Source organism: Actinophytocola sp., assembly GCF_036402745.1.
Taxonomy (GTDB): Bacteria; Actinomycetota; Actinomycetes; order Mycobacteriales; family Pseudonocardiaceae; genus Actinophytocola.
On the sequence record NZ_DASWSJ010000396.1, the window covers coordinates 15,985 to 30,566 of the forward strand.

A 14,582-nucleotide genomic window follows, 5' to 3' on the forward strand; every position below is an offset into this window, starting at 1 on the left:
GTAAGGAGTTGCCAAGGTGGTTGTCTTCGCCGCGCAGGGCGACGCCCGCCGCTCGCTCGCGCTGCTGTGGCGCGCCGAGTCACCGGACGAGCAGCGGCCGGGGCCGCGCCAGGCGCTGACCGTGGACGAGATCGTCGACGCGGCCGTCGCCGTCGCGGACGAGGAGGGCATGGCGGCGCTGTCGATGCGCGCGGTCGGCCAGCGGCTCGGCCGGACCGGGATGGCGCTGTACACCTACGTGCCGAGCAAGAGCGAGCTGGTCGACCTGATGTACGACCGGGCGCACGCGTCGCTGTCCCACGACTACCCGCTCGACGACCGGTGGCGGCCGGCGGTGGTGGCATGGGCGGGTGACCTGTGGCGGTTCTACCAGCGGCATCCGTGGGTGCTGCAGGTCTCGCAGGTACGGCCGGTGCTCGGGCCGCACGAGTACGCCGTGGTCGAGACGGTCACCCGGCTGCTGTATGAGACCGGCCTGCCGGCGCGGACGCTCACCCGCGTGGTGGGCACCCTGTTCCACTTCGTCCGCGGCGCGGCCGCCACCGTGGCCGAGGCCACCCAGGCGGTCACCGACACCGGAGTGTCCAATGAGGACTGGTGGATGACCCGGTCCGCCCTGCTGACCGAGGTGGCCCCGGACTTCGCCGACCGCTACCCGACGATCACCCGCCTCGGCGCGGAGGACACGTTCACCTACGACGAGTCCAAGCCGTACCTGGAGCAACAGGCCCAGGAGACCTTCGAGGTGGGCCTGGGCGTCATCCTGGACGGCGTCGAGGCGGCGATGTCCCGGCAGGAGCCCGTGACCGGTGGGCCACCACCAGCAGGATCGCCGGCAGGTGGATCGCGAGGTGCGGCCCGAACAGCCGCCCGCGGTGCTCCTCGAACTCCTCGGCCGATCCCGCGCGCACGTCCACAGGATGCATGAGCGGCACATCGGTGGGTAGCCGACTGGTGCCAGTCACCAGTCAACAGCCAAGGAGGCATGGTGAGCAGCACCACCGAGACCGGTCACGTGACCGGCACCAAGGACAAGGACTACAACATCATCTGGTTCGTCGAGAAGTGCCTGAGCAACACGCTGCGGATGGAGACCTATGTCGCGGACGCGGAGCGCGAGGGCGACACCGAGCTCGCGAAGTTCTTCCGCCGCGCGCAGGCCGAGAGCCGCAAGGGCGCCGAGCAGGGCAAGGAGATCCTCGCCCGCCGGCTGGCGCACTGACGACCGAACAGCCCAGCGGCGTGATCGCCGACCACGCGGTCACGCCGCCGCGGCACGCGCTGCAGCCGGCCGGTGGCGGGGCTAGCGTGGGAATCGCGAACCCGAGTGGCGTCGAGGGGAGCTGAGCATGGATCTCAGGCGGATGGTGGCGAGCTGGCCGGTCTACCGGCAGCTCACGGGCACCGACAAGACCGCTCGCGGACCCGCCGCGAAGTCGCGCGTCACCGAGACCCTCCGCGCGCGCACCGAGGACGCCGACAAGGTGGTTCGGTCGATCTGTCCTTATTGCGCGGTGGGGTGCGGGCAGAAGGTCTACGTCAAGGACGGCGCGGTCACCCAGATCGAGGGTGACCCCGACTCCCCCATCTCGCGCGGCCGCCTGTGCCCCAAGGGCTCGGCCAGCAAGCAGCTCGTGACGAGCCCCAGCCGGGTCACCGAGGTCCTGTACCGCCGGCCGCACGCCAAGGAGTGGGAGACGCTGACGCTGGACGAGGCGATGCGGATGATCGCCGACCGCGTCATCGAGACCCGGCGCGCCACCTGGCAGGACGCCGACGACCAGGGCCGGCGGCTCAACCGCACCCTGGGCTTCGCGAGCCTCGGCGGCGCCACCCTGGACAACGAAGAGAACTACCTGATGAAGAAGCTCTACACCGCGCTCGGTGCGGTGCAGGTGGAGAACCAGGCCCGTATTTGACACTCCTCCACGGTTCCCGGTCTGGGCACCTCATTCGGTCGCGGCGGCGCCACGACGTTCCAGCAGGACCTCGTCAACGCGGACTGCATCGTCATCCAGGGCTCGAACATGGCCGAGTGCCACCCGGTCGGGTTCCAGTGGGTGGTCGAGGCCAAGAAGCGCGGCGCGCGGGTCATCCACATCGACCCGCGGTTCACCCGGACCAGCGCGCTCGCGCACACCCACGTCCCGCTGCGGGCCGGCAGCGACATCGCGTTCCTCGGCGGCCTGATCAACTACGTGCTCCAGAACGAGCTCGACTTCCGTGACTACGTCGTGGCCTACACCAACGCCGCCGCGATCCTGCGTGAGGACTTCGCCGACACCGAGGACCTCGACGGCGTGTTCTCCGGCTACGACCCGGACGGCTGCCACTACGACGTGACCACGTGGGCCTACGAGAACGCCGAGGTCGCACCCGCGGCCGGCACGCGGGAGGGTTGGCGGACCGAGGACCGCGAGGAGGAGCACGGCGGCGGCGACCCCCGGTACGCCGCCCAGCCCCACCAGTTCGGCAGCGGCGGCGCGGCGATCGCGGCGAAGCCGAAGCTCGACCCGACGCTGCGGCATCCGCGCTGCGTCTACCAGGTCCTCAAGCGACACTTCGCCCGCTACACCCCCGAGCTCGTCGCCGACGCGTGCGGCGTGACGACCGAGCACTTCGACGAGGTGGCGCGGGCCATCACGGCGAACTCCGGCCGGGAGCGCACCACCGCGTGGGTGTACTCGGTCGGCTGGACCCAGCACACGGTCGGCGTGCAGTACGTGCGCACCGCGTCGATCCTGCAGGCGCTGCTGGGCAACATCGGCCGGCCCGGCGGCGGGATCCTCGCGCTGCGCGGGCACGCCAGCATCCAGGGCTCCACCGACATCCCCACGCTGTTCGACCTCCTGCCCGGCTACCTGCCGATGCCGAGCGCGCACCAGCACCAGAACCTCGAGGAGTACGTGGCCGCGGACGCCGGCAAGACCGGGTTCTGGGGCAACATGCGCTCCTACACGGTGAGCCTGCTCAAGGCGTACTGGGGCGAGCACGCCACGGCGGACAACGAGTTCCGGTTCGCGCACCTGCCCCGGCTCACCGGCGACCACGGCACCTACAAGACCGTGCTGAACCAGCTCGCCGGCGAGTGTCGTGGCTACTTCCTCGTCGGCGAGAACCCGGCGGTCGGCTCGGCCAACGGGCGGATGCAGCGGCTCGGGCTCGCGGCGCTGGACTGGCTGGTGGTGCGGGACCTGCAGCTCATCGAGAGCGCGACGTTCTGGCGGAACGCGCCGGAGATCGAGAACGGTGAGCTGTCGACCGAGGACATCGGCACCGAGGTGTTCTTCCTGCCCGCCGCGGCGCACACCGAGAAGGACGGCAGCTTCACCAACACGCAGCGGTTGCTGCAGTGGCACCACAAGGCGGTCGAGCCGCCCGGTGACGCGCGCAGCGAACTGTGGTTCTACTACCACCTCGGCCGGATCATCCAGGAGCGGCTGACGAACAGCACCGACCCGCGCGACCTGCCGATCCAGGAGCTGGCCTGGGACTACCCGACGTCCGGTCCGACCGCGGAGCCCGGCGCGGAGGCGGTGCTGGCCGAGATCAACGGCTCCGGACCGGACGGTCCGGTGTCGGCCTACACCGAGCTCAAGGACGACGGCTCGACCGCGTGCGGCTGCTGGATCTACTGCGGCGTCTACGCCGGCGGGCACAACCACGCGGCCAACCGGCAGCCGGGCTCGGAGCAGTCGTGGGTGGCGCCGGGCTGGGCGTGGGCGTGGCCGGCGAACCGGCGCATCCTCTACAACCGTGCGTCCGCCGACCCGTCCGGGAAGCCCTGGAGTGAGCGGAAACGCTACGTGTGGTGGGACGCCGACGCCGGCCGGTGGGTCGGCGAGGACGTGCCCGACTTCGAGCCGACGAAGCCACCGGACTACGAGCCGCCCGAGGGCGCCACCGCGCAGGCCGCGCTGGCCGGCGGGGACGCGTTCATCATGCAGACCGACGGCAGAGCCTGGCTGTTCGCGCCGGCCGGCCTCGCCGACGGGCCGATGCCGACGCACTACGAGCCGCTCGAGTCCCCTGTGGACAATCCGTTGTACACCCAGCAGCACAACCCGCTGCTGCAGACCTACGACAACGAGTACAACCCGCACCACCCGGCCGGCAGCTCGGTGTACCCCTACGTGGTGACGACCTACCGGCTCACCGAGCACCACACGGCGGGCGGGATGAGCCGGTTCCTGCCGTATCTGGCGGAGCTGCAGCCGGCGATGTTCTGCGAGGTGTCCCCGCAGCTCGCCGCCGAGCGCGGGCTCGAGCACGGTGGCTGGGCCACGATCATCTCCGAGCGCTCGGCCATCGAGGCGCGGGTGCTGGTGACGTCGCGGGTGGCGCCGCTGCGCGTGCGGGGGCGCACGATTCACCAGATCGGGCTGCCGTACCACTGGGGCAGCAACGGGATCACGATCGGCGACACGGCCAACGACCTGCTCGCCGCGGTGCTCGACCCGAACACCCACATCCAGGAGTCGAAGGCGACGACCTGCGACATCCGCGCCGGGCGGCGGCCGCGCGGGCCGGCGTTGCGGGCGCTGGTCGCGCAGTACCGGTCGAGGGCCGAAAGGAGAATGCCGTGACCCGGATGGGTTTCTTCACGGACACGTCGGTGTGCATCGGGTGCAAGGCGTGCGAGGTGGCGTGCAAGGAGTGGAACAACGTGCCCGCCGACCAGCACGACCTGCTGGGCATGTCCTACGACAACACGGGCGCGCTGGGCGCGAACACGTGGCGCCACGTCGCGTTCATCGAGCAGCCGGTCCCGCCGCCGGCCTCCCCGTCCGGGCCTGCTGCGTCCACTGTGGACATCGGGATGCCGTCGTTCGGGGACACCGACGTGCGCTGGCTGATGTCGAGTGACGTGTGCAAGCACTGCACGCACGCGGCGTGCCTGGACGTGTGCCCGACGGGGGCGTTGTTCCGCACGGAGTTCGACACGGTGGTGGTGCAGGCCGACGTCTGCAACGGGTGCGGCTACTGCGTGCCGGCGTGCCCGTACGGCGTGATCGAGAAGCGCGAGGAGGACGGCCGGGCCTTCAAGTGCACGATGTGTTACGACCGCCTCGGCGCGGGCATGGAGCCGGCGTGCGCCAAGGCCTGCCCGACGGACTCGATCCAGTTCGGCGAGCTGGACGAGCTGCGCGCCCGGGCCGCCGAGCGGGTCTCCACGTTGCACGAGGAAGGTGTGCCGGAGGCGCGGCTGTACGGCCACGACCCGGATGACGGGGTGGGCGGGGACGGCGCGTTCTTCCTCCTGCTCGACGAGCCGGAGGTGTACGGCCTGCCGCCGGACCCGGTGGTGACGACCCGCCACCTCGCGGGCATGTGGAAGCGCGCGGCCGGCGCCGCGCTGGGCGTGGCCGCCGCGGTGGCCCTGTCGTTCGTGGGCAGCCGATGACCGACGAGAGCGTGCCGGGCAACCGCACCGGCCCGGCGCCCGCCGACACCGCCGCCGCCGACACCGCCGCCGCGGCTGGCGAGCCCGGCGACGAGCGGCCGACGGCCGACCGAGCCGGCTCCGACCCCGCTGACCCGCAGCCGGTGCCGAGCGGTGGCGACGGCGGGCCGCCGATGGGCAAGGGCCGGGACCGGCCGATGGTCGACAAGGCCAGCTTCCAGTCGTACTACGGGCGGCCCATCGTCAAGCCGCCGGCGTGGAAGCAGCCGGATGTGCCGCTCTACCTCTTCCTCGGCGGGACCGCCGGGGCGTGCGCGTCGCTGGGGGCGGTGGCCGGGCCCACCGGGCGGCCGGCGCTCGCGCGGGCCACCCGGATCGTCGCGGCCGGGGCGGCGTCGGCCAGTGTGCTGGCGCTCGTGCACGACCTCGGGCGGCCGCTGCGGTTCCTCAACATGCTGCGGGTCCTCAAGCCGACGTCGCCACTGTCGGTGGGGTCCTGGATCCTCGCGCCGTTCTCCGGGCTAACCGCGGTGACCGCAGCGCTCGAGGTCACCGGCCGCCTGCCCACGATCCGGCGGCTCACCGGCACCGCCGCGGGCGTCCTCGGCCCGGCGATGTGCACCTACACGGCCGTCCTCCTGTCCGACACCGCCACCCCCGCGTGGCACGAGGCCCGCCACGACCTGCCGATCCTGTTCGCCGGCAGCGCCCTGGCCAGCGGCGCGGGTGCCGCCCTCGCCACCACCCCCGTCGCCGAGGCCACGCCCGCCCGCCGCCTCGGCCTGGTGGGCGCCGCCGCCGACCTGGTCGTCTCGCGGCGCATGGAGCACGCGCTGGGCCTGGTGTCCGAGACCTACCGCACGGGCCGCGCCGGCCGCCTCCTCAAGGCGAGCCGCGCGCTGACCGCCGCCGGCGCGGGTCTGTCGCTGCTGGGCCGCCGCAGCCGCGTGGCCTCGGCCGTCGCGGGCGCCGCCTACCTCGCGGCCGGCCTGTGCACCCGCTTCGGCGTCTACAACGCGGGCGTCGCGTCCACTTTGGACCCCAAGTACGTCGTGATCCCCCAGCGCGCCCGCAAGGGTTAAGGCCTGTCTCGTAGATCATCGGGTGAAGCCCTGCGCCGACTGCACCGACCACCGGAACCTCAGGGGACCGTGACGACACCCAACCACCACCCACCCCGACACCCCCACCATTCGCCGGGACGCAACCCACACTTTAAATCCCGGGGAGGCGGACTAGTGGGGCACCAGGGACAGCACCTGGTGCGCCACGCTCCCCGGCGGCGCGTGCACCGAGGCACCCGTCCCGCGCAGGACCCGCACGCCCGCGCTCGCCAGGTGGGTCACGCCGGTCAGGTCGACGGTCAGCGGGTCGGCTCGGCCCGCTCGGTCCAGCTCCACGGCCAGCTTCTCCGCCGTCTCCACGTCCACCGGGCCGTGGACGGACAGGCGCGGCGCCGGGGTCATCGACAACGCCACGTCGAACTCGCCGGCCGGCGGCGCGGGCGGCGGGCCGAAGAAGCGGGTCAGGCGGTGGCGCAGGACCACCGTCGTGCCGGGGTCCCGGCGGTCCACCTGGATGGCGTCCACCAGCGAGCGCGCCAGGGTGAGGCCGCCGGCCGGGTCGACGGACGTGTCCCACCGGCCGCGGTCGGCCACGCTCGCGCACACCGCGCCGCTCTCCTCGAGCACCACCCGCACCGCCACTGTCCGATGTGGATGGTCCGGCGGGTAGGCGTGCACGGCGGCGTTGGTGACGACCTCGCCCACCGCGTGCTGCAACGCCACCAGGGACGGCGTCGACGCGCCGACCGCCGCCAGCCACTCGCCGAGCTCGGTCCGCACCTTCCGCACCGACGACGGCTCCGCGGGCACCTCGAGCTCCAGCACCGGCGGCGGCGCGACCCGCTCGGCCGCCAGCACCGTCACGTCCTCGCCGAACCCCGAGATCAGCAGCTCCGCGAGCGGCACCCCGGCCTGGTCCGCCGCCACCACCTGGGCCAGGTCCTCGTCCGACCACTCGACGGGCCCCTCGCCGTGGAGCAGCAGCACCTCCCCCGCCGCGAGCGTCGCCGCCCCGACCGCCCCGGCCGCGCCGGTGGCCGGCTCCGGCAGATACCGCGCCCCACCAGGCGAGACGACGAGCGGCGGCGGGTGGCCGGCGGTGTGGTACCGCACCTCGCCGCTGCCCTGGTCCACGACCGCCACGCTCACCCTCGCCGGCCGCGCGCCCGGCAGGCCGGCGGCATACCGGTCCACCGCCCCGACCGCCGCGCCGAGGTCCGCGCCGCTCCCCAGCCGCTCGCGCAACACCGTCCGCAGCTCCGTGGACCCGGCACCCACCGCCAGCGCCACCCGGCCGTCGGGCAGCGGCAGCGCGTCGAACCAGCCGTCACCAGGGCCGACCGCGAGCCGCACGCCGGGGAGCAGCGGCAGCTCACCGGACGGCTCGCCGGACAAGCGCGCGGGTGCCCGCACGAGGCCCGTCACGTCGACCCCCAGCACGATGACGCCGCGGATCCCCTCGTCGGGCTCGCGCCACGGCACCATCGACAGGTTGACGAACGTCTCGCCCAGGCGCAGCTCGGCCGCATGGAACGGCTGCCCGGTCGCGTAGACCTCGCGCACGCGCTCGACGAGCTGCCCGCCGCCGAGGTCGGCCAGTGCCTCCGCCGGCCGGCCGACGAGCCGCAGCTGCGGCAGGTAGGACCGCCCGGCGGCACTCAACGCGGCGATGACCAGGTCCGGTCCCTCGAACACCACCTGGACCGCCGGCCCCTGGTCGAACCCGGCGAGAGCCGCCTCCGAAAACTGCTCCTGACCCATATCGACTCCCAGCGACCGCTGTGGTAGGCCCACACCCTTTCACTTCCACGATGTGGGTGCAGTTCGGTCGTCGGTGGCCCGAAGAGCTACCCTGGGTATGCCCGGTCGAGCCAGTGCCGAGTGAGAACGCGTCCGCCACGGCGGAACGCCGTCCCCGGCTCACCGCTCACGAGTCGGCGCGGTGCTCCGCTTGTTTGCTTCGGGGAGCAACTCATGCGAGATCGAGCCACGCACCACGGCCGTACCAGACCTGACCGTGCCGAGGTCGGCGAGCTGCTCGTCGTCCGCCGCGAGCGGCACGGCCCGGACCTCACGGTGATCAGGGCGAGCGGCGAGGTCGACCTGCTCACCGCGCCGCTCCTGCGCGACGAGCTGGCGAGCCACGCGCCGGCCATGGTCCTCGACCTCACCCAGGTCGAGTTCCTCGCCGCCGTCGGGCTGGCCGAGCTGCTGGCGGCCGCGGACGCCGCCCGCGCGGACGGGCGCCGGTTCGGCGTCGTCGGCGCTCGCGGCGCCACCCGGAGGGCACTCGACGTCAGCGGGGTGGCCGAGCTCGTCCCGTGCTACCCCACCCTCGCCGACGCGATCCGCGACCTCGTGGAGGCATCCGCTTAACCGCCCCGATTCCGGGTAGGCCTGGCAGCACATCATGCCGCCGCCGGCAAAGGGAGCCTGCCGTGACCACGGACCCGAAGCACGACCAGCTCGACGCCCATCGCGCCGACCCGGACGCCTCGCCGCTCACGACGCAGCAGGGAGTCCGGATCGACCACACCGACGACTCGCTGACCATCGGCGAGCGCGGGCCGACCCTGCTCGAGGACTTCCACGCGCGGGAGAAGATCACCCACTTCGACCACGAGCGCATCCCCGAACGGGTGGTGCACGCGCGCGGCGCGGGCGCCTACGGCCACTTCGCCCCGTACGACAGCTCGCTCGCCGACGTCACCTGCGCGGAGTTCCTCACCGACCCCGGCGTCCGCACCCCGGTTTTCGTGCGCTTCTCCACCGTCGCCGGCTCCCGGGGCTCCGCCGACACCGTGCGCGACGTGCGCGGGTTCGCCACCAAGTTCTACACCCGGCAGGGCAACTACGACCTGGTCGGCAACAACATGCCGGTGTTCTTCATCCAGGACGGCATCAAGTTCCCCGACTTCGTGCACGCGGTGAAGCCCGAGCCGCACAACGAGATCCCGCAGGCGGCCTCCGCGCACGACACGCTGTGGGACTTCGTCGGGCTGCAGCCGGAGACCATGCACATGATGATGTGGCTGATGTCCGACCGGGCCCTGCCGCGCAGCTACCGGATGATGCAGGGCTTCGGCGTGCACACGTTCCGGCTCGTCACCGCGCAGGGGCGCGCGACGTTCGTGAAGTTCCACTGGAAGCCTTCGCTGGGCACGCATTCCCTGGTCTGGGACGAGTGCCAGAAGATCGCCGGCAAGGACCCGGACTTCAACCGGCGCGACCTGTGGGACGCGATCGAGTCCGGTCACTTCCCGGAGTGGGAGCTCGGCGTGCAGCTGATCCCCGAGGCCGACGAGCTCGCCTTCGACTTCGACCTGCTCGACCCGACCAAGATCGTGCCCGAGGAGGAGGTCGCGGTCCGCCCGGTCGGCCGGCTGGTCCTCGACCGCAACCCGGACAACTTCTTCGCCGAGACCGAGCAGGTCGCCTTCCACACGGCCAACGTCGTGCCGGGCATCGACTTCACCGACGACCCGCTGTTGCAGCTGCGCAACTTCTCCTATCTCGACACGCAGCTGATCCGGCTCGGCGGGCCGAACTTCGCGCAGCTGCCGGTGAACCGGCCGATCGTGCCGGTGACCAACAACCAGCGCGACGGCTACCACCAGTCCACGATCCCCCGGGGCCGGGCGCCTTATCACAAGAACACGCTGTCCGGCGGCTGCCCGGTGGTGGGCGGCGACCTGTCCGAGGGCGTGTTCTCGCACTACCCGGAACGGGTCGACGGCGCGAAGATCCGCCGGCGCGCGGCGAGCTTCCAGGACCACTACAGCCAGGCCACCCTGTTCTGGAACAGCATGTCCGATGTGGAGCGAGAGCACATCGTGGCCGCGTTCCGGTTCGAGCTGGGCAAGGTGGAGGACACCGACGTGCGCGCGCGGGCCGTCGAGCAGATCGCCCGCGTCGACCACGAGCTCGCGACCATGGTGGCCTCCGGGGTTGGCGTGCCGGTGCCCGACGACGGGCCGGCGCCCAACCACGGGCGGCGCTCCCCCGCGCTGAGCCAGCTGAACGAGCCGGCCGACACGATCGCCACCCGCCGGGTCGCGGTGCTGCTCGCCGACGGCGTGGACGGCGTCGGCCTGGCCACCGCGGCCGACGGGCTGCGGGAAGGCGGCGCGGTGGTGGAGCTGCTGGCGCCGGTCGACGGCACGGTGCGCGACGCCACCGGCGCCGAGGTCGCCGTGGACCGGGCGATGACGACGATGGCGTCGGTGCTCTACGACGCGGTGCTGGTGCCGTGCGGCCCGGACAGCGTGCGGGCGCTGGCCGGGGACGGGTACGCGCTGCACTTCGTCGCCGAGGCGTTCAAGCACCACAAGCCGGTGGCCGCGTTCGGCTCCGGCGTGCACCTGCTGCGGGACGCGGGGGTGCGCGGTGTGCGGCTGGTGGACGACGGGGACACGAACGTCGTTACGGACCAAGGGGTCGTCACCACCGCGGCCGCGGCCGGCGACCTGGGTCCCGGGTTCGCCGAGGCGTTCGCGGCCGAGATCGCCAAGCACCGGGCGTGGCAGCGGGCCACCGACTCGGTGCCGGCGTAGGGAAAGCCGTGACCGTCGTCGACACGGTGCTGGACCGGCTGATCGCGCCGGGCAACTCGCCGGCAGGGCGCACACCAGGGCGACGGCGGCGCGCCGGGCGCGGCTGTGGCGGACGTGCCGGCGGCCGACTTCCCTTGGTTGAGCGGGGTTTGAAGCCGTTGGTCCGAGGTAGACACTCGTATGTGGCTTCTCCGACCGCCTGGGGTCTACCGCCCGCAAGGCGACACCTGGTTGCTGTCAAACGCTTTGCGGCTCGCGGGCGTCCGCCCGGGTGGCGCGGTTCTCGACGTCGGCTGCGGCACCGGCGCGCTGTCGGTGCTCGCCTGCGGCCTGTCACCCCGGTCGGTGACCGCGGTCGACGTGTCCAGACGGGCGGTCTGGGCCGCCCGGTTCAACACCGCCGTGCGCGGCCTGGACGTGCGGGTCCTGCGGGGCGACGGGCTCGCGGTGGACGGGTCCTTCGACCTGGTCCTCGCGAACCCGCCGTACGTGCCGGGTGCCGAGGTGCCGGCGCGAGGGCCGCGCCGCGCGTGGGACGCGGGAGCGGACGGCCGCGCGCTGCTGGACCGGCTGTGTGCCGTGGCGCCGCTGCTCCTCGCGCCCGGCGGGGTGCTGCTCACTGTCCACTCGGCACTGTGCGGTGTGGACCGGACGCTGCACCAGCTGCGCGGCGGCGGGCTGAAGGCGTCGGTCGTCGCGCGGGCCGACGAGCCGTTCGGCCCGGTGATGCGCGGGCGGGCGGCCCGGCTGCGCGCCCGGGGCCTGCTCGCGGCGGGCCAGCGGACCGAGGAGCTGGTGGTGATCCGCGGTGACCGGCCGAGCACCTGACCCGCGCCGCGTGCGCCTGGTCCCGGGCGGCCCGATGCTGGTCGAGGGCCCGGTGGAGCTGACGGGCGCGGACGGGACGACGGTGCTGGCGGACCGCTTCCTGGTGGCGGTCTGCACGTGCCGGCGCAGCAAGCGTTTCCCCCTGTGCGACACGAGCCACCGCCGCCGCGTGCGCGAGGACTGAGCCGCGTCAGGCCGGGCCGGGGTGGTCGGGGAGCTCGTGCAGCAACGACGACCGGCCGGCCCTCCACGCCGACAGCACGTGCGCACCGAACCGGGCCTCCATCAGCTCGGTCGCCTGGATGCCGAACACCACGTCCGGCGCCAGGTGGGGCTCGCGGGCCAGCAGGTCGCCGATCACGTCGTGGCGCAGGACCTGCTCGTGGACCGCGTCGGCCTCGATGTGCTCGGTGAAGAAGTGGGTGGTCGCGGCCGTGCCGCCGTGGCGCTGGAGCGCGGTCGTCAGGCGGGCCGCGCTCGGCGCCGTCGTGATCTCCGCCGCGGCGAAGTGGCCGACCATCCCGCCGCGCAGCACCCGGTGCAGGCCCAGCATCGACATCAGGTTCACCACCGCGATCGCCGGCGCCGGCACGTCGTCGAAGTAGTGCAGGTACCCGTCGGCCAGGCCGGACGCGCGCAGCAGGTCCGCGTAGAGCTTGGCGTGCACCCGGTCGCCGTGCCCGCCGCCGAACTCGTCGAACTCGACGGCCACCAGCGCCGCCTTCGCCGTGCCGCGCAGCCGTGGGATCACCCACGCGTGCGGGTCGGCCTCCTTGTGGTGGTAGATCGACCGGTGCACGAGGTGCTCCCGCAGCTGCCACCACTGCCCCTCGTCCCGCAGGAAGTGCGACACCCCCGTGCCGGGCACCGGCTCGACCAGCAGCTCGTCGAGGACGCCGGCCACGTCGTCCCCACCGGCCACCGCCGACCGCAGCGCCGCCAGGAACGCCCGCTCGAGCGAGCGCCGGAACGCCAGCAGCCCGGGCTCCCACTCCCAGTCCGGGTCCACCCCGCCGAAGCTCTCGTAGTGCAGCTCGTAACACGTGTGCAGGGCCACCGCGAGGTCCTCGCCGAACGGGTCGGGCTCGGCGACGGACGGCAGCGGGGCACCGGCCGGCGCACGCAGCGCCCCCACGACCGCCTCCGACAGCGGGCCGCGCGGCCGGGGCAGGACGGGCTCAGGCATCGATGTCTCCCATGCGCAGCGCCGAGGTCGAGAGCATCCGCAGGATCCCCAGTGGATCGCCGGCCGCCCGCTGGCGGTCGGCCCCCGTGCCGGTCGTGCGGAGACGGCGCAGCAGAGCCTCCACAGTGGACAGATCGCCGGTCTCCAGGAGGGCCGGCCGCACGGTGTCGACGAGGTCGGCGACGAGGTCGAGCGCCGGCACCCGGCGGGCCAGCAGCGGATGCACGGCCGGCCCGGCGAGCCCGTAGCGCGCCGCCGACCACACCGCGGCGGCCGCGACCTGGTCGTCGACCGCCGGCACCGGCCGGCCCCGCTCGAGCGAGGCGAGCGCGGTGCGCACGAGTGCCCGGCACAGCGCCGCCTGCAGCAGCGCGCCGTCGACGTCGATCGCCACGTCGGCCACCCGGAACTCGACGGTCGGCAGGCGCGTGGACGGCCGGACCAGCCAGAACGACATCGCCTCGTCGAGCAGCACACCCGCCGACACCAGCCGGGCGACCCGCGCGGTGTAGTCCCGCGCGGAGGCGAACCGCGGCGGCACGCCCGCGCCCGGGAACCGGGACTGCTCGACGATCCGCCAGCTCCCGTACCCGGTGTCGACCCCGCCCCGCACGGGCGAGTTCACCGACAGCGCGAGCAGCGTCGGCAGCCAGGGCCGCAGGTGGTTGACCACGCCGACCGCGGTCTCCAGGTCCGGCACGCCGACGTGCACGTGGCAGCCGCACGCCTGGTACTCGGCGACGATCCCGGCGTACCGCTCCGCGATCCGGTCGAACCGCTCCCCCGACGACACGACGGGCGAGCCGCCGAGGACCGGGACTCCGCTGGGCACCACGAGCAGGTCGCCAGCCGCGCGGGCGAGCTGGCGGCGGCCGTGCAGCAGCTGCCCGCTCAGCTCGTGCAGCGACAGGCAGCGGCCGGTCGCCGCCTCGACCTGGGTGGCCAGCAGCTCCCGGTGCAGCACGGCGTCGGCGGCGGCGCCCGGCCGCGTCGACGCGACCCGCAGCACCTGGTCGGCGGCGGGCACGGTGTTCCCGGTGGCCGGGTCGACCAGGAGGAACTCCTCCTCGACGCCGAGGGACCAGCCGGCCGCGGTGCTCACGTCGGCCACGGTCTCCTGGTGGGTGGCCGCGGTCTCCTGGTGGGTGGTCACGGTGCCCCGGTTACCCCGGGGCCGTCCGGCCAACCGAGGGAACGTCGTACGTACTCATGCGTCTCAGTAGTGATAAATCAGGTGTGGTGAGCACCACGCAGGGGTACAACCCTTGTGAAAGAGGAGTCAGCTATGACCGTTCACGCTCGACAACTCGCCCGGCTGTGCCGCGAAAGGCTCGCGGCACAGAAGGAGCTGCCGATCATGCGGCAGCAGCCGGCCCAGCAGCAGGCGGCTGCTGAGAAACCGACCGAGAAGCCGACCGAGGCCGAGTCCGAAACCGAGACCAAGCCCGTCCCCGAGACCCCTGCCCAGGCATCCGACCAGCCCGTGCGGTGAGCCGGTTTGGGCGCCGCTACGCCGGGTAGCGCTGTGCGAGGGAATTTTCCCGAGC

General features: G+C 73.1%; 13 protein-coding genes. 10 read left to right on the forward strand and 3 right to left on the reverse strand.

From position 1 onward, the window contains the following. Nucleotides 1-16 precede the first annotated feature (16 nt). The 5 genes from VGD70_RS35040 (at nt 17) to nrfD (ending at nt 6,486) form a co-directional block, all read left to right on the forward strand. Nucleotides 17-928: a TetR/AcrR family transcriptional regulator gene (locus VGD70_RS35040; protein WP_331089137.1), complete on the forward strand. Its 912-nt coding sequence runs from the start codon at nt 17-19 to the stop codon at nt 926-928. A 57-nt stretch (nt 929-985) separates the two neighbouring features. Next, complete coding sequence (locus VGD70_RS35045; protein ID WP_331089138.1) at nt 986-1,222, forward strand: hypothetical protein; 237 nt, start codon at nt 986-988, stop codon at nt 1,220-1,222. Between the two features lie 127 nt (nt 1,223-1,349). Then, on the forward strand, nt 1,350-4,586 hold the full coding sequence (fdh, locus tag VGD70_RS35050; RefSeq protein ID WP_331089140.1) for a formate dehydrogenase: 3,237 nt from the start codon (nt 1,350-1,352) through the stop codon (nt 4,584-4,586). A gap of 5 nt (nt 4,587-4,591) precedes the next feature. Further along, on the forward strand, nt 4,592-5,404 hold the full coding sequence (locus tag VGD70_RS35055; protein WP_331089205.1) for a 4Fe-4S dicluster domain-containing protein: 813 nt from the start codon (nt 4,592-4,594) through the stop codon (nt 5,402-5,404). Beyond that, a complete protein-coding gene (nrfD, locus tag VGD70_RS35060; protein ID WP_331089142.1) occupies nt 5,401-6,486 on the forward strand; it encodes an NrfD/PsrC family molybdoenzyme membrane anchor subunit in 1,086 nt (361 codons plus the stop codon). The genes VGD70_RS35055 and nrfD overlap by 4 nt, the downstream gene beginning before the upstream one ends. A 153-nt stretch (nt 6,487-6,639) precedes the next feature. Here nrfD and VGD70_RS35065 read toward each other — a convergent pair whose 3' ends face one another. After that, complete coding sequence (locus VGD70_RS35065) at nt 6,640-8,229, reverse strand: ATP-binding protein (RefSeq protein WP_331089144.1); 1,590 nt, start codon at nt 8,227-8,229, stop codon at nt 6,640-6,642. Nucleotides 8,230-8,442: 213 nt separating this feature from the next. Between VGD70_RS35065 and VGD70_RS35070 the strand changes: the two genes are divergently transcribed. From VGD70_RS35070 to VGD70_RS35085, 4 genes are all read left to right on the forward strand, one after another. Then, on the forward strand, nt 8,443-8,844 hold the full coding sequence (locus tag VGD70_RS35070; protein ID WP_331089146.1) for an STAS domain-containing protein: 402 nt from the start codon (nt 8,443-8,445) through the stop codon (nt 8,842-8,844). 62 nt (nt 8,845-8,906) lie between these two features. Beyond that, on the forward strand, nt 8,907-11,021 hold the full coding sequence (locus tag VGD70_RS35075) for a catalase (protein WP_331089148.1): 2,115 nt from the start codon (nt 8,907-8,909) through the stop codon (nt 11,019-11,021). Between the two features lie 180 nt (nt 11,022-11,201). After that, complete coding sequence (locus tag VGD70_RS35080) at nt 11,202-11,849, forward strand: HemK2/MTQ2 family protein methyltransferase (protein WP_331089150.1); 648 nt, start codon at nt 11,202-11,204, stop codon at nt 11,847-11,849. Between the two features lie 34 nt (nt 11,850-11,883). Further along, nucleotides 11,884-12,033 (forward strand): CDGSH iron-sulfur domain-containing protein, encoded by a 150-nt coding sequence (locus VGD70_RS35085; RefSeq protein WP_331089207.1) that lies wholly within the window; start codon nt 11,884-11,886, stop codon nt 12,031-12,033. Between the two features lie 6 nt (nt 12,034-12,039). Here VGD70_RS35085 and VGD70_RS35090 read toward each other — a convergent pair whose 3' ends face one another. Both VGD70_RS35090 and VGD70_RS35095 read right to left on the reverse strand, forming a co-directional pair. Beyond that, on the reverse strand, nt 12,040-13,035 hold the full coding sequence (locus tag VGD70_RS35090; protein WP_331089152.1) for an iron-containing redox enzyme family protein: 996 nt from the start codon (nt 13,033-13,035) through the stop codon (nt 12,040-12,042). After that, complete coding sequence (locus tag VGD70_RS35095; protein WP_414638135.1) at nt 13,028-14,188, reverse strand: carboxylate-amine ligase; 1,161 nt, start codon at nt 14,186-14,188, stop codon at nt 13,028-13,030. Before VGD70_RS35095 ends, VGD70_RS35090 begins: the two co-directional genes overlap by 8 nt. A gap of 132 nt (nt 14,189-14,320) precedes the next feature. Here VGD70_RS35095 and VGD70_RS35100 point away from each other — a divergent pair, with 132 nt between their 5' ends. Next, entirely contained in the window at nt 14,321-14,527 is a 207-nt protein-coding gene (locus VGD70_RS35100; protein WP_331089154.1) for a hypothetical protein, read from the forward strand. Nucleotides 14,528-14,582 lie beyond the last annotated feature (55 nt).

What these genes read in the sequence shown, in the direction of transcription:
- VGD70_RS35045 (WP_331089138.1), top strand. Translation starts at nt 986, where the DNA reads ATGGTGAGCAGCACCACCGAGACCGGTCACGTGACCGGCACCAAGGAC.
- VGD70_RS35055 (WP_331089205.1), top strand. Translation starts at nt 4,592, where the DNA reads ATGGGTTTCTTCACGGACACGTCGGTGTGCATCGGGTGCAAGGCGTGC.
- nrfD (WP_331089142.1), top strand. Translation starts at nt 5,401, where the DNA reads ATGACCGACGAGAGCGTGCCGGGCAACCGCACCGGCCCGGCGCCCGCC.
- VGD70_RS35065 (WP_331089144.1), bottom strand. Translation starts at nt 8,229, where the DNA reads ATGGGTCAGGAGCAGTTTTCGGAGGCGGCTCTCGCCGGGTTCGACCAG.
- VGD70_RS35070 (WP_331089146.1), top strand. Translation starts at nt 8,443, where the DNA reads ATGCGAGATCGAGCCACGCACCACGGCCGTACCAGACCTGACCGTGCC.
- VGD70_RS35080 (WP_331089150.1), top strand. Translation starts at nt 11,202, where the DNA reads ATGTGGCTTCTCCGACCGCCTGGGGTCTACCGCCCGCAAGGCGACACC.
- VGD70_RS35085 (WP_331089207.1), top strand. Translation starts at nt 11,884, where the DNA reads ATGCTGGTCGAGGGCCCGGTGGAGCTGACGGGCGCGGACGGGACGACG.
- VGD70_RS35090 (WP_331089152.1), bottom strand. Translation starts at nt 13,035, where the DNA reads ATGCCTGAGCCCGTCCTGCCCCGGCCGCGCGGCCCGCTGTCGGAGGCG.
- VGD70_RS35100 (WP_331089154.1), top strand. Translation starts at nt 14,321, where the DNA reads ATGACCGTTCACGCTCGACAACTCGCCCGGCTGTGCCGCGAAAGGCTC.